17 protein-coding genes and 1 riboswitch are annotated in these 15,590 nt (G+C 74.8%); of the genes, 10 read left to right on the top strand and 7 right to left on the bottom strand.

Features of this window, described 5'->3' with window-relative positions:
- Positions 1-251 precede the first annotated feature (251 nt).
- Complete coding sequence (locus tag ACFYM6_RS24915) at positions 252-1,136, bottom strand: alpha/beta fold hydrolase (RefSeq protein WP_387279169.1); 885 nt, start codon at positions 1,134-1,136, stop codon at positions 252-254.
- Positions 1,137-1,382: 246 nt separating this feature from the next.
- On the opposite strand from ACFYM6_RS24915, the gene ACFYM6_RS24910 reads away from it, so the two are divergent.
- The 4 genes from ACFYM6_RS24910 to ACFYM6_RS24895 all read left to right on the top strand — a co-directional run bounded on the left by ACFYM6_RS24910 (position 1,383) and on the right by ACFYM6_RS24895 (position 4,957).
- On the top strand, positions 1,383-2,021 hold the full coding sequence (locus ACFYM6_RS24910) for a hypothetical protein (RefSeq protein WP_387279167.1): 639 nt from the start codon (positions 1,383-1,385) through the stop codon (positions 2,019-2,021).
- 10 nt (positions 2,022-2,031) lie between these two features.
- Complete coding sequence (locus tag ACFYM6_RS24905) at positions 2,032-2,928, top strand: metallophosphoesterase family protein (RefSeq protein ID WP_387279166.1); 897 nt, start codon at positions 2,032-2,034, stop codon at positions 2,926-2,928.
- A 31-nt stretch (positions 2,929-2,959) separates the two neighbouring features.
- The gene (locus ACFYM6_RS24900; RefSeq protein WP_387279164.1) at positions 2,960-3,985 is read left to right on the top strand and encodes a hypothetical protein; all 1,026 of its coding nucleotides are present in this window, start codon (positions 2,960-2,962) and stop codon (positions 3,983-3,985) included.
- A riboswitch (ZMP/ZTP riboswitch) is annotated at positions 3,985-4,065 on the top strand. (Overlaps the previous gene by 1 nt.)
- A 13-nt stretch (positions 4,066-4,078) precedes the next feature.
- Positions 4,079-4,957: a bifunctional 5,10-methylenetetrahydrofolate dehydrogenase/5,10-methenyltetrahydrofolate cyclohydrolase gene (locus ACFYM6_RS24895; RefSeq protein WP_387279163.1), complete on the top strand. Its 879-nt coding sequence runs from the start codon at positions 4,079-4,081 to the stop codon at positions 4,955-4,957.
- A 12-nt stretch (positions 4,958-4,969) separates the two neighbouring features.
- On the opposite strand, the gene ACFYM6_RS24890 is transcribed toward ACFYM6_RS24895, so the two are convergent.
- The 3 genes from ACFYM6_RS24890 to ACFYM6_RS24880 all read right to left on the bottom strand — a co-directional run bounded on the left by ACFYM6_RS24890 (position 4,970) and on the right by ACFYM6_RS24880 (position 7,809).
- Positions 4,970-6,004 carry an alpha/beta hydrolase gene (locus ACFYM6_RS24890; RefSeq protein ID WP_387279161.1) on the bottom strand — a complete coding sequence of 345 codons (1,035 nt, stop codon included), beginning with the start codon at positions 6,002-6,004 and terminating at the stop codon, positions 4,970-4,972.
- Positions 6,001-6,915, bottom strand: a complete 915-nt coding sequence (locus ACFYM6_RS24885; protein ID WP_387279159.1) for a hypothetical protein — start codon at positions 6,913-6,915, stop codon at positions 6,001-6,003. The genes ACFYM6_RS24890 and ACFYM6_RS24885 overlap by 4 nt, the downstream gene beginning before the upstream one ends.
- A gap of 114 nt (positions 6,916-7,029) precedes the next feature.
- Positions 7,030-7,809 (bottom strand): endonuclease/exonuclease/phosphatase family protein, encoded by a 780-nt coding sequence (locus ACFYM6_RS24880; protein ID WP_387279158.1) that lies wholly within the window; start codon positions 7,807-7,809, stop codon positions 7,030-7,032.
- 202 nt (positions 7,810-8,011) lie between these two features.
- Between ACFYM6_RS24880 and ACFYM6_RS24875 the strand changes: the two genes are divergently transcribed.
- Positions 8,012-8,770: a sulfite exporter TauE/SafE family protein gene (locus ACFYM6_RS24875; protein WP_387279156.1), complete on the top strand. Its 759-nt coding sequence runs from the start codon at positions 8,012-8,014 to the stop codon at positions 8,768-8,770.
- Between the two features lie 22 nt (positions 8,771-8,792).
- On the opposite strand, the gene ACFYM6_RS24870 is transcribed toward ACFYM6_RS24875, so the two are convergent.
- The gene (locus ACFYM6_RS24870) at positions 8,793-9,392 is read right to left on the bottom strand and encodes a malonic semialdehyde reductase (RefSeq protein WP_357438614.1); all 600 of its coding nucleotides are present in this window, start codon (positions 9,390-9,392) and stop codon (positions 8,793-8,795) included.
- Positions 9,393-9,485: 93 nt separating this feature from the next.
- Between ACFYM6_RS24870 and ACFYM6_RS24865 the strand changes: the two genes are divergently transcribed.
- From ACFYM6_RS24865 to ACFYM6_RS24855, 3 genes are all read left to right on the top strand, one after another.
- The gene (locus ACFYM6_RS24865; protein ID WP_387279154.1) at positions 9,486-9,848 is read left to right on the top strand and encodes a winged helix-turn-helix transcriptional regulator; all 363 of its coding nucleotides are present in this window, start codon (positions 9,486-9,488) and stop codon (positions 9,846-9,848) included.
- Between the two features lie 24 nt (positions 9,849-9,872).
- The gene (locus tag ACFYM6_RS24860) at positions 9,873-10,646 is read left to right on the top strand and encodes a GNAT family N-acetyltransferase (RefSeq protein WP_387279152.1); all 774 of its coding nucleotides are present in this window, start codon (positions 9,873-9,875) and stop codon (positions 10,644-10,646) included.
- A gap of 158 nt (positions 10,647-10,804) precedes the next feature.
- Positions 10,805-12,379 (top strand): VWA domain-containing protein, encoded by a 1,575-nt coding sequence (locus ACFYM6_RS24855; protein ID WP_387279150.1) that lies wholly within the window; start codon positions 10,805-10,807, stop codon positions 12,377-12,379.
- Between the two features lie 46 nt (positions 12,380-12,425).
- On the opposite strand, the gene def is transcribed toward ACFYM6_RS24855, so the two are convergent.
- Positions 12,426-12,935, bottom strand: coding sequence for a peptide deformylase (gene def / locus ACFYM6_RS24850; protein WP_387279148.1), 510 nt, complete (start codon positions 12,933-12,935; stop codon positions 12,426-12,428).
- Between the two features lie 10 nt (positions 12,936-12,945).
- Complete coding sequence (locus tag ACFYM6_RS24845) at positions 12,946-13,743, bottom strand: TetR/AcrR family transcriptional regulator (RefSeq protein WP_387279146.1); 798 nt, start codon at positions 13,741-13,743, stop codon at positions 12,946-12,948.
- A gap of 70 nt (positions 13,744-13,813) precedes the next feature.
- Between ACFYM6_RS24845 and ACFYM6_RS24840 the strand changes: the two genes are divergently transcribed.
- Positions 13,814-14,773: an ATP-binding cassette domain-containing protein gene (locus tag ACFYM6_RS24840; protein WP_387279145.1), complete on the top strand. Its 960-nt coding sequence runs from the start codon at positions 13,814-13,816 to the stop codon at positions 14,771-14,773.
- Positions 14,770-15,576 (top strand): ABC transporter permease, encoded by an 807-nt coding sequence (locus tag ACFYM6_RS24835; protein WP_387279143.1) that lies wholly within the window; start codon positions 14,770-14,772, stop codon positions 15,574-15,576. The genes ACFYM6_RS24840 and ACFYM6_RS24835 overlap by 4 nt, the downstream gene beginning before the upstream one ends.
- The last annotated feature ends 14 nt before the right edge of the window (positions 15,577-15,590 follow it).

The raw sequence follows: 15,590 nt of genomic DNA, 5'->3' as shown, positions 1-15,590 counted from the left end.
ATCGTGGGACGGCCCGGAGCATAGTTGGTAGCGGTTGTCGTTTTCATATCGTCGGGACGGCATGGGTAGGGGGTCGGGAAGGATCGGCGCAGAAATATGCGCCAAGCCGCGATCTTGTCCGTTAGGCGATCCTTCAACGGACACGGGCGGGGTCCGGCTCGCTCGTGACGCCTGTCAGGTCGCAGCAGTTGATCTGGCAGGCCCGGGCGTAGCTTCAGGTGGAACGTTCGGGGACGTGCCCGTTGCTATCGCTAGACAGCAGCGGCGGTAGGGGGTTCGCCCTGACCGGACATGACCTCCTCCACCAGCCGGACCACACCGTCGGGCTGCTCGTCGGGGGCGAGGTGACCGCCGTTGGGCATCGTGCGCAGGGTCAGGCCGAGACGGCGGGCTGCTGCGGGGCCAAGGCGTCCGGGCGGAAGAAACGTGTCGTACTCGCCAGTCGCCACGAGCAGTGGTGCGCCCCTGGCCGGGCGCAGGATCGCCGGGGGCAGCGGGGATGGCGCCAGACTGGTGCGGCATGCGCCGGCGACGAGCGTCATCCACTCGGTCATGAGGCGCGTGGGTTGGTGTCCCGGTCCGTGCATGAGCCGCAGTAGGCGGGCGCTGCGCTGCTCGGTCGGGTGGGCCAGCCACGGCACGGTCGCCGCCAGTACCGCAGTGTTGACCTTGAGCCGGGCAAGGCCGGCTGGCGCGATGAGGACGCGGCCGGTGATCTTCGATGAGTGACAGGCCAGGGCGATGCCGCCACCGAGCGAATGGCCGACCAGCACCACCCCGGCGGTGTCAGCCTGGTCGAGCACCTCGGCCAGCCATCTCCCATACCACGCGAGTCCTGTCCGGCGTGGACGTTCGCCGGCGGACAGGCCCGGCTGGCCGGGAACATCCAGAACCCAGGTGGGCCACCGCGCCGCCAATGCCTGGGCCAGAGGTAGGCAGGTCGCGGCGTTGAAGTTTGTGCCGGGGAGCACCATGACTGCCGGCCGCTGTTGCGGCGCGCACGAAAGGACGTGGGTGTCACCGACGCTGGTGGAGATGGCGAGTCGCTCGGCCGACAGCGCGGACCCAGCTATCTGGTCCGCACACCACTGCCGGACCTGCTCCCGCCCTGCGGCACTGCGATAGATCGAGATCACTTGAGCCATTGTCGCATTCCGGCAGCGACTCCATGCAGGCGTGTCGGCGGCTACCCGTCGTCTGTGGCGTCCAGGTCCCATGGGGGCACAGCGCCGGGTCCGCGGGGGTCGCCGCGGCGCGGTACGGCCGATGCGACCAGGCCGGTCCCGTAGCCGCCGATGATCAGTTTCGCCCGATCGCGCGGCGAGCTTGTCCCGCAGGCAGCCCACGTGGGTCTTCACCGTGGCCCGACTCATACTCATGCGGTGACGTTGCTCTGCGAGCCGTACCTGCTCGACCCGCAGCCGGACGGGATCCATGTGCTCTGGCACACCGAGCGCGCCGGCCGGTGCCAGGTCGTCCTGGTCGGTGCGGACGTGCCGGAGATGACCGAGCAGGAGGCGTACGCCGCCGCGACCGGCCCCGCCGAGTCCGGTGGCGGGTGGCGGCGGTTCGGCGCCGAGCCCCGGCCCCTGTCGCGGATGCGGGAGGACGCCGAATCGTCGGTGCCGGGCCGGACGTACGCCGGGGTGACCCGGCGCCCGGTGTACCGGCAGCTGGCCAGAGTCGGCGGACTGCCGGCCGGACGCACGCCGTACCGGGTCGTGTCGATCGACGACGACGGCCGGGTCAACGTCACGGCCACCTATACCCTTGCTCCGGCGGTGCCGCCGGGGCGACCGGTCCGGCTGCTGCTGACCAGCGATCACCAGCTCATGCCGATGGTCCCGGCGAACCTGGCCAAGGTCGGCGAGACGGCCGGCATCGCCCTGGACGGCGTGCTGATGGCCGGTGACATGGTCAACGTCGCGGATCGGGCCAGCGACTGGTTCGACAGCGCCCGCCGGCCGCTGGCCGGGTGCGCCGATCCTGCCGAACACCCCGCTGTACCCGGCCATCGGTAACCACGAGGTCATGGGGCGCTGGTCGGAGACCGGCTCGCTGGAGGAGCAGTTCAACGACGCCCTGCCCGACGACTGGGACGTCACCAGCTACGGGGAGCTGTTTCCGGTGCCGCGCAGCGACGCGGGCGGGCCGCGCTGGTGGTCACGGACGATCGGCGACGTCCATCTGATCAGCCTGTTCGCCACGGCGGTGTGGCGTTCGCCGAAGCCGATCGGGCGGGGCAAGTTCCAGGAGGCCGCACAGGACGTCGACCGCCCGCAGCGGTGGGGGCACGGCCAGTTCATCTTCGCTCCGATCGCCCGCGGCTCGGCGCAGTACCGCTGGCTGGCGAACGACCTGGCGTCGCCCGCGGCCCGGGCGGCCCGGTACCGGGTGGTGATGTTCCACCACCCGAGCCACGGGCTCGGTCACCACTCCGCACCGCCGTTCACCGACCCGGTGCCGACGGTGCGGCCGGGTGGGATCACCTACCACTACCCGCTCGGCGACGACCACATCCTGCGCGACGTCGAGCCGCTGCTCAGCGCGGCGCAGGTCCACCTGGTCCTCAACGGACACTCACACGTGTGGAACCGGTTCCGCAACGCGGCCGGGGTGCACTGGCTGGAGACCTCCAACGTCGGCAACAGCTACGGCGCCTACGACGTCACGTCCGGCCGGTCGCGTGAGCTGCCGCACGGGTACGTCCAGCAGGGCGACCCGGGTGGGTTGGCCCCGGTCGTGCCCACCGTCGCGCCGCTGACCGGGCCGGACGGCACCGCCCTGCCCTACGTGGCGAGCAACGAGATCACCGTGTTCACGCTGCTGGACACCGCCGACGGACTGGTCCGCTCGTATCGCTTCGACACCGCCGATCCGGCCGCCCGGGTGGTGCTGTTCGACGAGTTCCCACTCGCCGGGGCGTAGCCACCGGCCGCCGCCATGGCAGCATTGCCCGATGCGGGTGGGCGCGGCGAAGGCGGTGGCGGTCGACTGGGTACGCGAGCGGATGCGCCACGACCCGGCCGTGCGGGGCGCGTTCTTCAGCGGCTCCACGGTGGCGCTGCCGGACCCGGCGGTGCTGCCCGCGTCGTCCGACGTGGACGTCCTGCTGGTGCGCGACGGGCCGGGCGGGAAGCTGGGCAAGTTCCGCCACCGCGGGGTGCTGCTGGAGGTCACCGAGCTGACCTGGGCGGACCTCGGGTCGGCCGACGACGTGCTCGGGTCGTGGGTGTACGCGCCGATGTTCCGCACCGACACCGTGATCGCGGACCCCACGGGCCGGCTGGCGGCGATCCGGGATCGGGTGGCGGCCGGGTTCACCGACCCGGGGTGGGTGCGGCGGCGGTGCGCCGGGGTACGCCGGCGCGTCGAGGACGGGCTACGGCGGCTGGACGACACCGCGCCGCTGCACACCCAGGTGACCGCGTGGTTGTTCCCCACGTCGCTGACGGCGCTGCTGCCGGTGGTGGCGGCACGGCGGGACCCGACGGTCCGCCGCCGGTACGTGCTGGCCCGGCAGGTGCTGGCCGGGCACGGGCTGTCCGCCCGATACCGCGAACTGCTCGGCTGGCTGGACGGCGGTGGGGTGTCCCCCGCCCGGGTCCGGGAGCATCTGGCGGGGCTGGCGCGGACGTTCGACGAGGCGGCGCGCGTGGCGCGTACGCCGTTCGTCTTCCGTGCGGACATCACGCCGGCGGCCCGGCCGGTGGTGGTGGACGGCGGCGCGGAGCTGGTCGCGGCGGGCGCGCACCGGGAGGCGATGTTCTGGATCGTGGCGACGTACGCCCGCTGCCACACGATCCTGGCCGCGGACGCGCCAGCGCGGGAGGTGGCGTTGCGGCCGGCGTTCGAGGCGGCGGTGGCGGACCTGGGGGTGGCCTCGGCGGCCGACCGGCGGCGGCGGGCCGACGAGGTGCTGGCGGCCCTGCCCGGCTGGTGGGAGGTGTCGCGTGCGGTCGGCGGGTGGGATGTGGCAGGCTGAGCGTGACGCGACTGGCGGCACGGGGATGGCAGCAACCATCGGGGAGCTCGTCGCGGGGGTCGACCGCCTGGGCCTCCGCGGGCGAGGTGAGCCATGTCTTCTGTGGAAACGACCGCCCGGATCCTGTCCGGCAAACCGGTGGCGGACCAGGTGCTGGCGGAGGTCACCGAGGCCGTGCAGGCGCTGCGCGCCGACAGCGTGACCCCGGCCCTGGCGACCGTCCTGGTGGGCGACGACGACGCCAGCGCCGGCTACATCCGGATCAAGCAGCAGCAGGCGGCGGAGCTGGGGTTCGCCTCCCCGCACGTGCACCTGCCCGCCTCGGCGTCGCAGGCGGACCTGCACGCGGTGCTGGCGGACTTCAACGCCGACAAGGACGTGCACGGGGTGCTGGTGCAGCATCCGATCCCGGGGCACCTGGACTACGACCGGGCGTTGCAGGTCCTCGACCCGGACAAGGACGTCGACGGGATGCATCCGGTGAACATGGGCCGGCTGGCGTTGGGCCTGCCGGGCCCGCTGCCGTGCACGCCGGCGGGCATCGAGGCGCTGCTGGCGTACCACGGGGTGCCGGTGTCGGGCCGTGAGGTGGTGATCCTGGGCCGGGGCGCCACGTTGGGCCGGCCGCTGGCGATGCTGCTGGCGCAGAAGCGCCCCACGGCCAACGCGGCGGTGACGGTGGTGCACACCGGGGTGGCGGACTGGCCCCGCTACACGCGGCGGGCGGAGATCCTGGTGGCGGCGGCGGGCGTGCCGGGCATCATCCAGCCGGAGCACGTGCGCCCGGGCGCGGTGGTGGTCGGCGGCGGCGTGCGGTACGAGGGGCGGCGCCTGCTGCCGGACGTCGACGAGTCGTGTGCCGCGGTGGCGGGGGCGATCACGCCGCGGGTCGGCGGGGTGGGCCCGACGACGGTGGCGATGCTGTTCCGCAACGCGGTCCGGGCGGCGGAGCGGGCCGCCGGGATGGCCTGACGCCGCCCCACGTCAGGTGGCGGCGACGGGGCGGCCCAGCCAGCCGGAGAGCCAGTCGAACGCGGGATCCTCGGCGGCTTCCCAGACGGACATGCTGTGGCCGCCCCCGTCGACGTAGGCGGTGGTGACGGCCAGCGGCGCCCGGGCCAGGCAGCGCAGCGTCTCGGTGTCGTGGTGGGCCTTGCGGTCGGCGCGGCCGCTGGACAGGTAGAGGGCGACGGCCGGTGGGGGCAGGTGCCGCAGCCGCCACCGGTCGTCGTTGAGGGTGTGTTCGCTGCCGTCGCCGACGGTGATGCCGGGGTCGGCGTAGCCGGAGAGGCTGGCGGCGGCGGCGTACCGGTCGGGGTGGCGCAGGGCCAGGTTGGTGGCGCAGTAGCCGCCGGCGGAGTAGCCGATCAGCCCCCAGCCGGCCCGGTCGGTGCGCACCCGCAGCTGGGCCGCGGCGGCCGCCGGCACGTCGACGGTGAGGAACGTCTCCGCCTGCGGCCCGTGAACCAGGTTGGTGCATTCGGTGTCCAGCAGCGGGCTGGGGGTCTGCGGGGGGAACAGCACGACGGTGGGCGCCATCCGGCCCGCGCTGATCTCCTGGTCGAGGTGCCGGGCGGCGGCGAGGCGGTTGAGCCAGGCGGCGGGTGAGCCGGGGTAGCCGTGCAGCGCCTCGACGACGGGGAACCGTTCGGTGGGCTGCCGGTCGTAGGCGGCGGGCAGGTAGGCGGCGACGTGGAGGGTGAGACCGCTGGCGGCGCCGGCGACGGTGAGGGTGACGACCCGTCCCCCGCCGGGGCCGGCGGCGGGTGCGGTGGCGTCGGCGGCGGGGTCGCGGCCGAGCAGCGCCGACCAGCTGGTCCAGGTGTCGACCTGCCGGTTGACCCAGATCCCGGCGGCGGCGACGGCGGTGAGCAGGCACAGCAGCGCCGTGGCGGCGCGCCCGGCGACGCGGCGGGCCCCGGCCCCGCGGTCCCAGAACGCGGACAGCAGCACGGCGGCGGCCACCGCGACGCTGGTGGCGGTGAGCGCGGCGGCGAGGCTGTCGGGGGCCACGGTCACCGTCCGCCGGTCGGGGAGCCGGCCTGCGGGGGCGGCGGGATCAGCGGCGCGGGCCCGCCCAGGGGTGCGGGTGTCTGCCGGCAGGCCCAGCGCAGCGCGGTGGGCAGCCGGTCGGCGGGGCGGCCGGGCTGGTGGGTGGCCGCGCCGATGACGGCGACGGTCTCCGTGGCGGGCAGGTCGGCCGGCACGGCGACGCCGCCGGGCTCCGGCGCGTCGTCGACGAGGGCGAGGGCGGGATAGCGGGTGGGTGCGGCGCGGACCACGGCCCCGGCGAGCCCGGCCAGGTCGGCCGGGGCGATCAGCGCCCAGCTGTGGCTGGTGACCCGCAGGTCGCGGGCGAGGCCGGCGGGCAGGGCCTCGGTGAGGACGGTCGGGGCGGCGGTGGGCCGCAGGTGGGTGAAGACGACGATCACCGGGCCGGTGTCCGCCTGGACCGTGCGGGCGGCGGTGGCCTCCCCGGCGCCGGTGGTGTGGTCGGCCAGGACGGCGATCACCGGGTACCGGCGGGTGGGGTGCTGCGGGTAGTCGGCGGGGACGACCACGGTCGGGGTGGCGGTGACGGGCCAGCGACCGCCGCGCGGCGGGTGCCACGGGAAGGCGACCGGGGTGGTGGGGGCCGCGCCGGCCCGGCCGCTGATCCAGCGGTCGAGGCGCCCGGGCCGGGTGGGGTCGGTGTCGTGGCGGGCGACGCCGGCGGGCAGCAGGTCGCCCCAGGTGGGATAGAACCCTTCGGCGCGGTTGACGGCGAGGCCGACGGCCAGCAGGGCGAGGACCTCGGTGAGCAGGACGGCGACGGGTCGGGTGAGGGCCTGCCAGCGGCCGTGGCGGCGCCAGGTGCGGGCGGTGCCGGCGGCGGCGCCGGCGGCGATGACCCCGATCGTGATGAGCAGCGGCAGGCCGGTCAGCGACATGGCTGGCCCCTCCCCTCGACGTCCCATCGCTATCACGGGCGCCGGGCGGCCGGACGGGTTTGGGTGTTCCGTCGCGCCGCGCGCCTCCCCGACGGTAGAGGTGCCCCGCACGCCTCAGCCGAGGTCGACCAGCAGCGGCCGGTGGTCGGAGATGGTGGACAGCGGGGTGTCGACGGCGGTGACGGGCGGCAACCGGTCCCGGCCCTGCCGGTCGGCGAGGATGTGGTCGAGCTGGACGCGGGGCTGCCCGGCCGGGTAGGTGGGTCGCCGCCCGAGGGGACGCCACCGGGACAGCACGGCGGCGGGGCCGGCGGGCAGGTTCAGGTCGCCGAGCAGGATCCGCGGGGCGGGCAGGGTGCGCAGCGCCCGCACGACGCGGCGCAGTTGCAGCACGTTCCAGCCGGGGACGAACGACAGGTGGGTGGCCGCGACGGTGAGCGGCCCGTACGGGGTGTCCAGCACGGCGGCGAGGACCACCCGGGGTTCGTCGCGCAGCAGCACCAGCCCGCCGCCGGGCCCGGGAACGTAGACCGGGGAGCGTACGGGGGCCGGGCGCAGCCGGGTGACCTGCCAGGAGCGGACCGGGTGGCGGCTGACCAGCCCCACCCCGTAGCAGGGTTCGCCGTGGCCGTCGTCGTCGTGGGTCAGCGGGCGGAACCCTTCGCCGGGGGTGCCGACGACGGCGGCGGCGAACCGGTGCTCGGGGGCGTCGAGGGCGCGGGCGGCGATGGCGGTGAGGTCGAGCTTGCCGCTGCGGGACTGGTCGCGGTCGACCTCCTGCAGGGCGAGGACGTCGGCGTCGAGTGCGGTGACGGCGGCGGCGAGCCGGTCGGGGTCGACGAGTCCGTCGGTGAGGGACCGGCCGTGCAGCAGATTGAACGTGGCCAGGCGCACCTGCACACCCTACGTCGCCGTGGCAGGCTTGCCCGGTGCTGAAGGCGTTGGTCTGTTCGATCCTGGTGTTCGTGGCGGTGGCGGCGGCGGGCCTGTGGTTGCGGCGGCGCCGGGGTCGCTGAGCCGGCGGTGAGCCTGGCCACAGCGGCTCTCGTCGGGGCGGCGGCGGTGGGAAGAATGGCCGCCCGTGGACCCTCTGTCGTTGACCACCCTGCTGACCGTGGCGGCCATGGCGGGCTGGGTGGACGCGGTGGTCGGTGGTGGCGGGCTGTTGCTGCTGCCGGCGCTGCTGATGGCCGCGCCGGGCGTGCCGGTGGCCACGGCGTTGGGCACCAACAAGCTGGCCGCGATCTTCGGCACCTCCACCGCGGCGATGACGTACGCGCGGCGCACCAAGCTGGACTGGGCGGTGGCCGGGCCGGCGGCCGGGCTGGCCGTGCTGACCGCCGGGTTGGGCGCGGCGCTGGCGGGGGCGGTCCCGGCGGGCGCGTACCGGCCGGTGGTGCTGGTGGTGCTGCTCGCGGTGGCGGTGTTCGTGCTGACCCGGCCGCGGCTGGGCGTGGTGTCGTACCCGCATCGGCGTACGCCGGCGCGGTTGACGGCCGCGGTGGCGGTGGCCGGGGTGGGCATCGCCCTCTACGACGGCCTGATCGGCCCGGGCACGGGCACGTTCCTGGTGTTGGCGTTCACCGCGCTGATCGGCGCGGACTTCGTGCAGGGTTCGGCGATGGCGAAGGTGGTCAACGCGGGCACCAACCTGGGCGCGCTGGTGGTGTTCGCGGCCACCGGGCACGTGTGGTGGCTGCTCGGGGCGGCGATGGCGGTGTGCAACGTCGCCGGTGCCGCGCTGGGCGCGCGGATGGCGCTGCGGCGCGGCGCCGGTTTCGTCCGGGTGGTGCTGCTGGTGGTGGTGCTGGCCCTGGTGGCGAAGCTGGGCTACGACCAGTGGCGGGCCGGCTGAGCCGGCCCGCCACCACGTCGGCTCAGGCGTGCCGGACGACCTCGTCGTAGTCGAGGCGGGGCAGCCGGGGGAACCAGGCGTCCGGGCCGGGCTTGCCGATGTTGACCACGAGCAGGGACCGCCAACTGCTGTCGGCGAAGAACTCCTTGTCGACGCCGGCGGCGTCGAAGCCGCCCATCGGTCCGGCGGCCAGGCCGGCGGCGCGGACGGCGAGCAGCCAGTAGCCGATCTGCAGGGTGGCGTTGAACCGGGCCATCTGCTCGCGGCCGGCGGGGTCCTCGGCGAGGGCGTCGCGCATCTGCGGGCGGATCGGGAAGACCCGCGGGACGAATTCGTGGAAGTCGGTGTCGGCGGCGAGGACGGCGACGACCGGCGCGGTGGCGGTCTTGGCGCGGTTGCCCTCGTTCATGTGGGTGAGCAGCCGTTCGCGGGGCTCGCCGTCGCGGAGGAACAGCACCCGCAGCGGCTGGGTGTTGGCGGCGGTGGGCGGGTACTTGGCGAGCTCGTGGATGGTGCGCAGCTGCGCGTCGCTGACCGGTTCGTCGGTGAACGTGTTGGCGGTGCGGGCGTCGGTGAACAGCAGGGCCTGCGCCTCGGGGTGCAGGGTGATCAGGTCGCTCATGGGTCCTCGCTTCAGCGGTGCTACTCCACCCATGGGAGCAGCTAGCTTTTTAGTAGTGCCTTGCGCGGCGAGCGTAGCGCGTATCCTGAGGGCATGACGACGAGGCCCCAGGTGGACCACACGCCCCGTTCCTGCGACGGGGGGTTGGCCCGGGCCTTCGCGTTCCTCGGCAAGCGGTGGAACGGGGTGCTGCTGGGCACCCTCGCCAACGGGCCCGCCGGCTTCGCGGAGCTGGCCCGGGCGCTGCCCGGGATCAGCGAGTCGGTGCTGTCCGACCGACTCGGTGAGCTGTGCCGGGTGGGCCTGGTCTCCCGCACCGTGCGGGAGGGGCCGCCGGTCGGGGTCAGCTACCAGCTCACCGACCGGGGAGCCGCGCTGCTGCCGGCCCTGGACGCCCTGGCCCGCTGGGCCCACGACCACCTGCCCGCCGAGCCGGGACGCCCCGGCGGCTGCTGACCGCCGCCGTGTGATCATCGGCGGATGCCCGTACGCGCCGAACACGACCGGACCGTCCTGGCCGACCTGCTGGGCCGGGACCCGGTGCTGCACGCCTACCAGCTGGGCGACCTGGACGACTTCTTCTGGCCCTACACGTCGTGGTACCGCCGGGGCGACCAGGTGGCGTTGCTCTACCACGGCGTCGACCTGCCGACGCTGCTGGCGTTCACCACCCCGGAGCGGACCGGGGAGCTGGCGGCGCTGCTGGGCGAGCTCGCGCCGGTGCTGCCGGCCCGGCTGTGGGCGCACCTCTCCCCCGGCCTGGACGCCACCGTCGCCCGCTGGTACGAGGTGTCCGACGCCGCGGTGCACCACCGGATGGCGTTGACCGACCCGGACCGGCTGGCCCGGGCCACCGCCGCCGGGGAGGTGCTCGACCGGTCCGACCTGCCGGCGCTGCTCGACCTCTACGCGGTCGCCTATCCGGGCAACTGGTTCGACCCGCGGATGCTGGACACCGGCCAGTACGTGGGGATCCGGGAGGCCGGCGAGCTGGTCACCGTGGCCGGGGTGCACGTCTGGTCCCCCACCTGGCGGGTGGCCGCCCTGGGCAACGTCACCACCCACCCCCGGGCCCGCGGCCGTGGCCTGGCCGGCGTCGCCGTGGCCGCGCTCTGCGCCCGGCTGCGGACGCGCGTCGAGCATGTGACGCTCAACGTCCGGGCCGACAACACCGCCGCCGTGCGCCTCTACGAGCGGCTCGGCTTCACCCGGGTCGCCGACTTCAGCGAGTGCGCGCTGCGCCGCCGCCCGTGACGGCGCGGCCGGCCAGTCTGCCCTGTCCAGCCGCCACGCCGGGTCAACAACCCGACGCTGACCTGGGCATGTGTCGGACCGGCCAGGGTCGGCCGGGCCCCTAGCGTCTGCTTCGAGGCCGCGTCCGGGGCGGGCGCGGCGGAGTCGAAGGAGACACGATGGGTTTGACAGCAGTGGCCCGCGGGCGCGCCAGGGGGGTGACCGTCGCCGCCGTGGCCGCGATGGTGACCGCGGTGGCGGCCCCCGCCTGGGCGGCCCCGGGGGTCGACCCGGGCACGGTGGACCGGTCCGCCGATCCGGGCGCGACGATCCCGATCAGCAAGGTGGTCTCGACGCCGCCGATCCCGCCGAAGCCCGACGTGGTGCTGCTGGTCGACACGACCGGCAGCATGGGCCCGGCGATCGCCAACGTCCGGACCAACCTCCAGCAGGTGATCACCAACGTCCGCACCGCACAGCCCAGCGCCGAGTTCGCGGTCGCCTCCTACCGGGACGAGGGGGACGGGCCGGAGCTGTTCCGGGTCCGGCAGGACCTCACCGCCGACGCCACCGCCCTGCAGACCGCCGTGGACGGGCTGGCCGCCGCCGGCGGTGGCGACACCCCGGAGGCGTGGGTGAACGCCCTGTTCCAGGTCTCCGACGGCGGCATCGCCTACCGGTCGGGCAGCAGCCGGATCGTGGTGCTGGTCGGTGACGCTCCCAGCCACGACCCCAGCGCCGGACACACCCTCGCGCAGGCCACCGCCGCGCTGCAGGCCGACGCCGCCCGGCTGCTCGCCGTCAACGTCAGCGGCGGGGGCGGCGGGCTGGACGCCGCCGGCCAGGCCAGCAGCGTGGCCGCCGCCACCGGCGGCCAGGTCGTCGGCAGCGCCCCGGACACGGTGACCGCGGCCATCCTGAACGGGCTGCGGAACCTGGACGTCACCGTCACCCCGACCGCGACCTCCTGCGACCCGGGCCTGTCGGTGAGCTTCGACGCCGCGTCGCGGACCCAGCAGAGCGGCAGCGACGTGCCGTTCGCCGAGACCATCACGGTGGCCGGGAACGCCGCCCAGGGCGCCACCCTGCACTGCACGGTGGACTTCCTGCTCAACGGACTCTCCGGCGGGCCGGAGTTCGTCGAGCACATCAGCGTGAAGGTCAACGACGTCACCCCGCCGACGGTGGTCGTCGACGACCGGACGGTCGAGGCGACCAGCCCCGCCGGCGCGGTGATCAACTACCCGGCCAGCGCGACCGACAACGTCGACGGGCCGCTGACCCCGACGTGCGCGCCGCCGCCCGGCAGCACCTTCCCGCTGGGCGCCAGCACGGTCACCTGCACCGCCACCGACGCGGCCGGCAACACCGGCAGCGACACCGCGGTGATGCGGGTGGTGGACACCACCGCCCCGACCACGCGGTGCGTGCCGACGAACAACCCGAGCGGCGGCAACGTTCCGGGCTCCTACAACCCGGACGGGTTCTACCAGCTGACCGCCACCGACGTGGTGGACACGAAGGTGGACGTGTACATCGGGGACGCCGCCGACCCGTCGGTGAAGTTCGGGCCGTTCCCCGCCGGCACGAAGATCAAGCTGGTGCAGGCGCCAGGGGCGCAGTCCCGGGTCAAGGACGGCGCCGGCGACATCGACTACAAGGTCACGCTGCGCGGCGACGCGGTGATCACCGGCGTCGACGACGCCGGGAACACCTCGACCGCGACCTGCCTGGTGGCCCCGCCGCCGAAGTGAGCCGGTGAGTGGACGCGGGGGTGGCCGGACGGCCACCCCCGCGTCGTCACAGCCCCCGGCTGGGCGAGTCGAACCGCCCGGCCCGGATCTCCCGCAACGCCCGGCGGCGGGTGTCGCCGCGCAGCGTGTCCACGTACAGGCGGCCGTGCAGGTGGTCGGTCTCGTGCTGCAGGGCCCGGGCCAGGAACCCGCTGCCGGAGATGGTCAGCGGCTGGCCGTGCTGGTCGAAGCCGTGCGCGGTGGCGTGCATCGCCCGCGCGGTCGGGAAGTACAGCCCGGGGATGGACAGGCAGCCCTCGTCGTCGTCCTGCAGCTCCGTGGACAGCTCCAGCCTCGGGTTGATCAGGTGGCCGCGGTGGCCGTCGGCGGCGTAGACGAACACCTGCGCGCTCACCCCGATCTGCGGGGCGGCCACCCCGGCGCGGCCGGGCGCGCCGAGCAGCGTGTCCATCAGATCCTGCACGAGCGCGCGCAGCTCGGCGTCGAAGCTGGTCACCGGCTCGCACGGGGTACGCAGCACGGGGTCGCCGATGATCCGGATCGGGCGCATAGTCATGCCCGGAAGGCTAACCGCCCGTTACCTCTCCGGTCGCGCCCACCCGCCCGGCCGGCCGGTCCCGGATCAGCACCTCGATGCCGTCGAGGATGCGGGCCAGCCCGAACTCGAAGGCGCGGGCCGGGTCGCCGGCGGCCTGGTACTCCTCGCCGGCGGTCGTGCCCACCCGGGCGGCGACGGGGAACCGGCGCGGGTCGAGGACCTTCTCCAGGTACGGCGCGTGCGCGTACCACCACTGCTGCTCGGTCAGCCCGGTGCGGGACGCGGCCTGGGCCGCCTCGACGGCGCCGCGTACCGCGCCGTGGACGTAGCCGTCGACGAGGGTGACCACGGCGTCCATCTCGAGGTCGGTCAGGCCGATGCCGTCGACGGCGCGCAGCTCGTACTCGTACTTGGCGATCACGTGCGGGCCCAGCGGCGGGCGGGTGGTGGCGACCTGCAGCAGCCAGGGGTGGCGCAGGTACAGCGCCCGGTTCTCCCGGGCGATGTGCTCGAGGCGGCCGCGCCAGCCGCCGGGCACGTCCTCGGGGCGGGTGGTCTCGCCGTAGACGGTGTCGAGCATGACGTCGAGCAGTTCACCCTTGCCGGGCACGTGGGTGTAGAGGGTCATGGTGCCCACGCCGAGCCGCTCGGCGACGCGGCGCATGGACAGCGCCGCCAGCCCTTCGGCGTCGGCGACCTCGATGGCGGCCCGCACGATCCGGTCGACGGTGAGGTCGCCGCCCTTGCGGCTGGGCTTCTCCCGGGTCCGCCAGAGCAGGGCGAGGCTACGCGCCGGGTCGCCGGTGCCGCTGTACTCCGTGGTCACCCGCCGACTGTACCCATCGCTCGTACCGTACGGCGTACGATACGGCGTACCACAACAATGGGAGGGCATCGTGCGACGTGACGGGCCGGCGATCGAGACCGAGGCACTACGCAAGACGTACGGCGATCTGGTGGCGCTCGACGACGTCGACCTCACCGTGCCGGCCGGCTCGGTCTGCGCCGTGCTCGGCCCCAACGGGGCCGGCAAGAGCACCCTGGTGCGCATCCTCACCACCCTGCTGCGCCCCGACTCCGGCACGGCCCGGGTCGCCGGTTTCGACGTCCGCCGGCAGGCCGACCGGGTCCGCGCCCACATCGGCCTGGTCGGCCAGCACGCCGCCGTCGACGAGATCCTCGGCGGCCGGCAGAACCTGGTCCTCTTCGGCCGGCTGCACCATCTCTCCCCGGCCCGCGCGGCGGCCCGGGCCGACGAGCTGCTGGACCGCTTCGGGCTCACCGACGTCGCCGCCCGCCCGGTGGCGACCTGGTCCGGCGGCACCCGACGCCGGCTCGACCTGGCCGCCGCGCTGATCGCCGACCCGCCGGTGCTCTTCCTCGACGAACCCACCACCGGGCTCGACCCGCGGGCCCGCAGCGACGTGTGGGACGCCGTCCGCGACCTCGTCACCGCCGGCACCACCGTGCTGCTGACCACCCAATACCTGGAGGAGGCCGACCGGCTCGCCGACACCGTCCGCGTGGTCGACCACGGCCGGGTCACCGCCGCCGGCACCCCCGACGCGCTCAAGTCCACCCTCGGCGGCGACCGGATCGACGTGCTGCTGCACCACCCCGACGACCTGCCGGCGGCGGTCGCGGCGGTCACCGCGGCCACCGGCAGCCCACCGTCGACCGACCCGGCCGCCCTGCGGCTCACCGTGCCGGTCACCGACCGGGTCGCGGCGCTCGCCGCCGTGCTGCGCGAACTCGACACCGCCGGCCTGACCGTCGGCGACGTCGCCGTCCGCCGCCCCACCCTCGACGAGGTCTTCCTCCGGCTCACCGACACCCGGCAGGAGGTGGCGGCGTGAGCGTCCTGCCGCTGCGCCGGGCCCGCTGGGCGGCCGCCGACACCGCCACCCTCACCGGCCGGGCCCTCGCCCACTGGGCCCGCCGCCCCGGCGAGGTGATCGTCGTCCTGCTCTTCCCGGTCCTGCTGGTGCTGATGTTCGGCTACCTGTTCGGCGGGGCCATGGCGGTGCCCGACGGCGCGGACTACCGCGAGTTCCTGCTGCCCGGCATGTTCGGCATGACCATGCTGTTCGGCGTGGAGACCACGTACACCGCGGTGGCCACCGACGCCGCCCGCGGCGTCACCGACCGGTTCCGCGCGCTGCCGGCGGCCCGCAGCGCCGTGGTGACCGGGCGGGCCCTGGCCGACCTGCTGCACGCCGCGGCGGCCCTCGCGGTCGTGCTCTGCTGCGGCGCCCTGGTCGGCTGGCAGCCGCACCGCGGCCCCACCGCGGCGTCCGCCGCGGTGGCGCTGCTGCTGCTCCTGCGCTTCGCGATGATCTGGGTCGGGGTCTACCTGGCGTTGCTGCTGCGCCGTCCCGAGGCGGTGGCCGCGCTGCAGATCCTGGTCTGGCCGCTCGGCTTCGCCTCCAACGCCTTCGTCGCCCCGGCCACCATGCCCGGTTGGCTGGCCGCCATCGCCGCCTGGAACCCGCTGTCGGCCACCGTGGCCGCCTGCCGGGACCTGTTCGGCAACCCCGGCTGGGGCGCCGACACCTGGCCCGCCCAGCACGCTGGCGTCCTGGCCGTCGCCTGGCCACTGCTGCTCATCGCGGTGTTCCTGCCGCTGTCCGCGCGCCGCTGGCAACGCCTCGACCGTTGACCGCTGCGGGGTCG

This window comes from Micromonospora sp. NPDC006431, from assembly GCF_042870725.1.
In the GTDB taxonomy this organism is placed as follows: domain Bacteria; phylum Actinomycetota; class Actinomycetes; order Mycobacteriales; family Micromonosporaceae; genus Micromonospora.
Note: the sequence above shows the minus strand (reverse complement) of the source record. Positions and strands in the feature narration are given on the sequence as shown.

Coding starts and splice junctions, on each gene's coding strand:
- ACFYM6_RS24905 (WP_387279166.1), top strand. CDS start 2,032: ATGGGGCGCTGGTCGGAGACCGGCTCGCTGGAGGAGCAGTTCAACGAC.
- ACFYM6_RS24900 (WP_387279164.1), top strand. CDS start 2,960: ATGCGGGTGGGCGCGGCGAAGGCGGTGGCGGTCGACTGGGTACGCGAG.
- ACFYM6_RS24895 (WP_387279163.1), top strand. CDS start 4,079: ATGTCTTCTGTGGAAACGACCGCCCGGATCCTGTCCGGCAAACCGGTG.
- ACFYM6_RS24885 (WP_387279159.1), bottom strand. CDS start 6,915: ATGTCGCTGACCGGCCTGCCGCTGCTCATCACGATCGGGGTCATCGCC.
- ACFYM6_RS24870 (WP_357438614.1), bottom strand. CDS start 9,392: ATGAGCGACCTGATCACCCTGCACCCCGAGGCGCAGGCCCTGCTGTTC.
- ACFYM6_RS24865 (WP_387279154.1), top strand. CDS start 9,486: ATGACGACGAGGCCCCAGGTGGACCACACGCCCCGTTCCTGCGACGGG.
- ACFYM6_RS24860 (WP_387279152.1), top strand. CDS start 9,873: ATGCCCGTACGCGCCGAACACGACCGGACCGTCCTGGCCGACCTGCTG.
- ACFYM6_RS24855 (WP_387279150.1), top strand. CDS start 10,805: ATGGGTTTGACAGCAGTGGCCCGCGGGCGCGCCAGGGGGGTGACCGTC.
- def (WP_387279148.1), bottom strand. CDS start 12,935: ATGACTATGCGCCCGATCCGGATCATCGGCGACCCCGTGCTGCGTACC.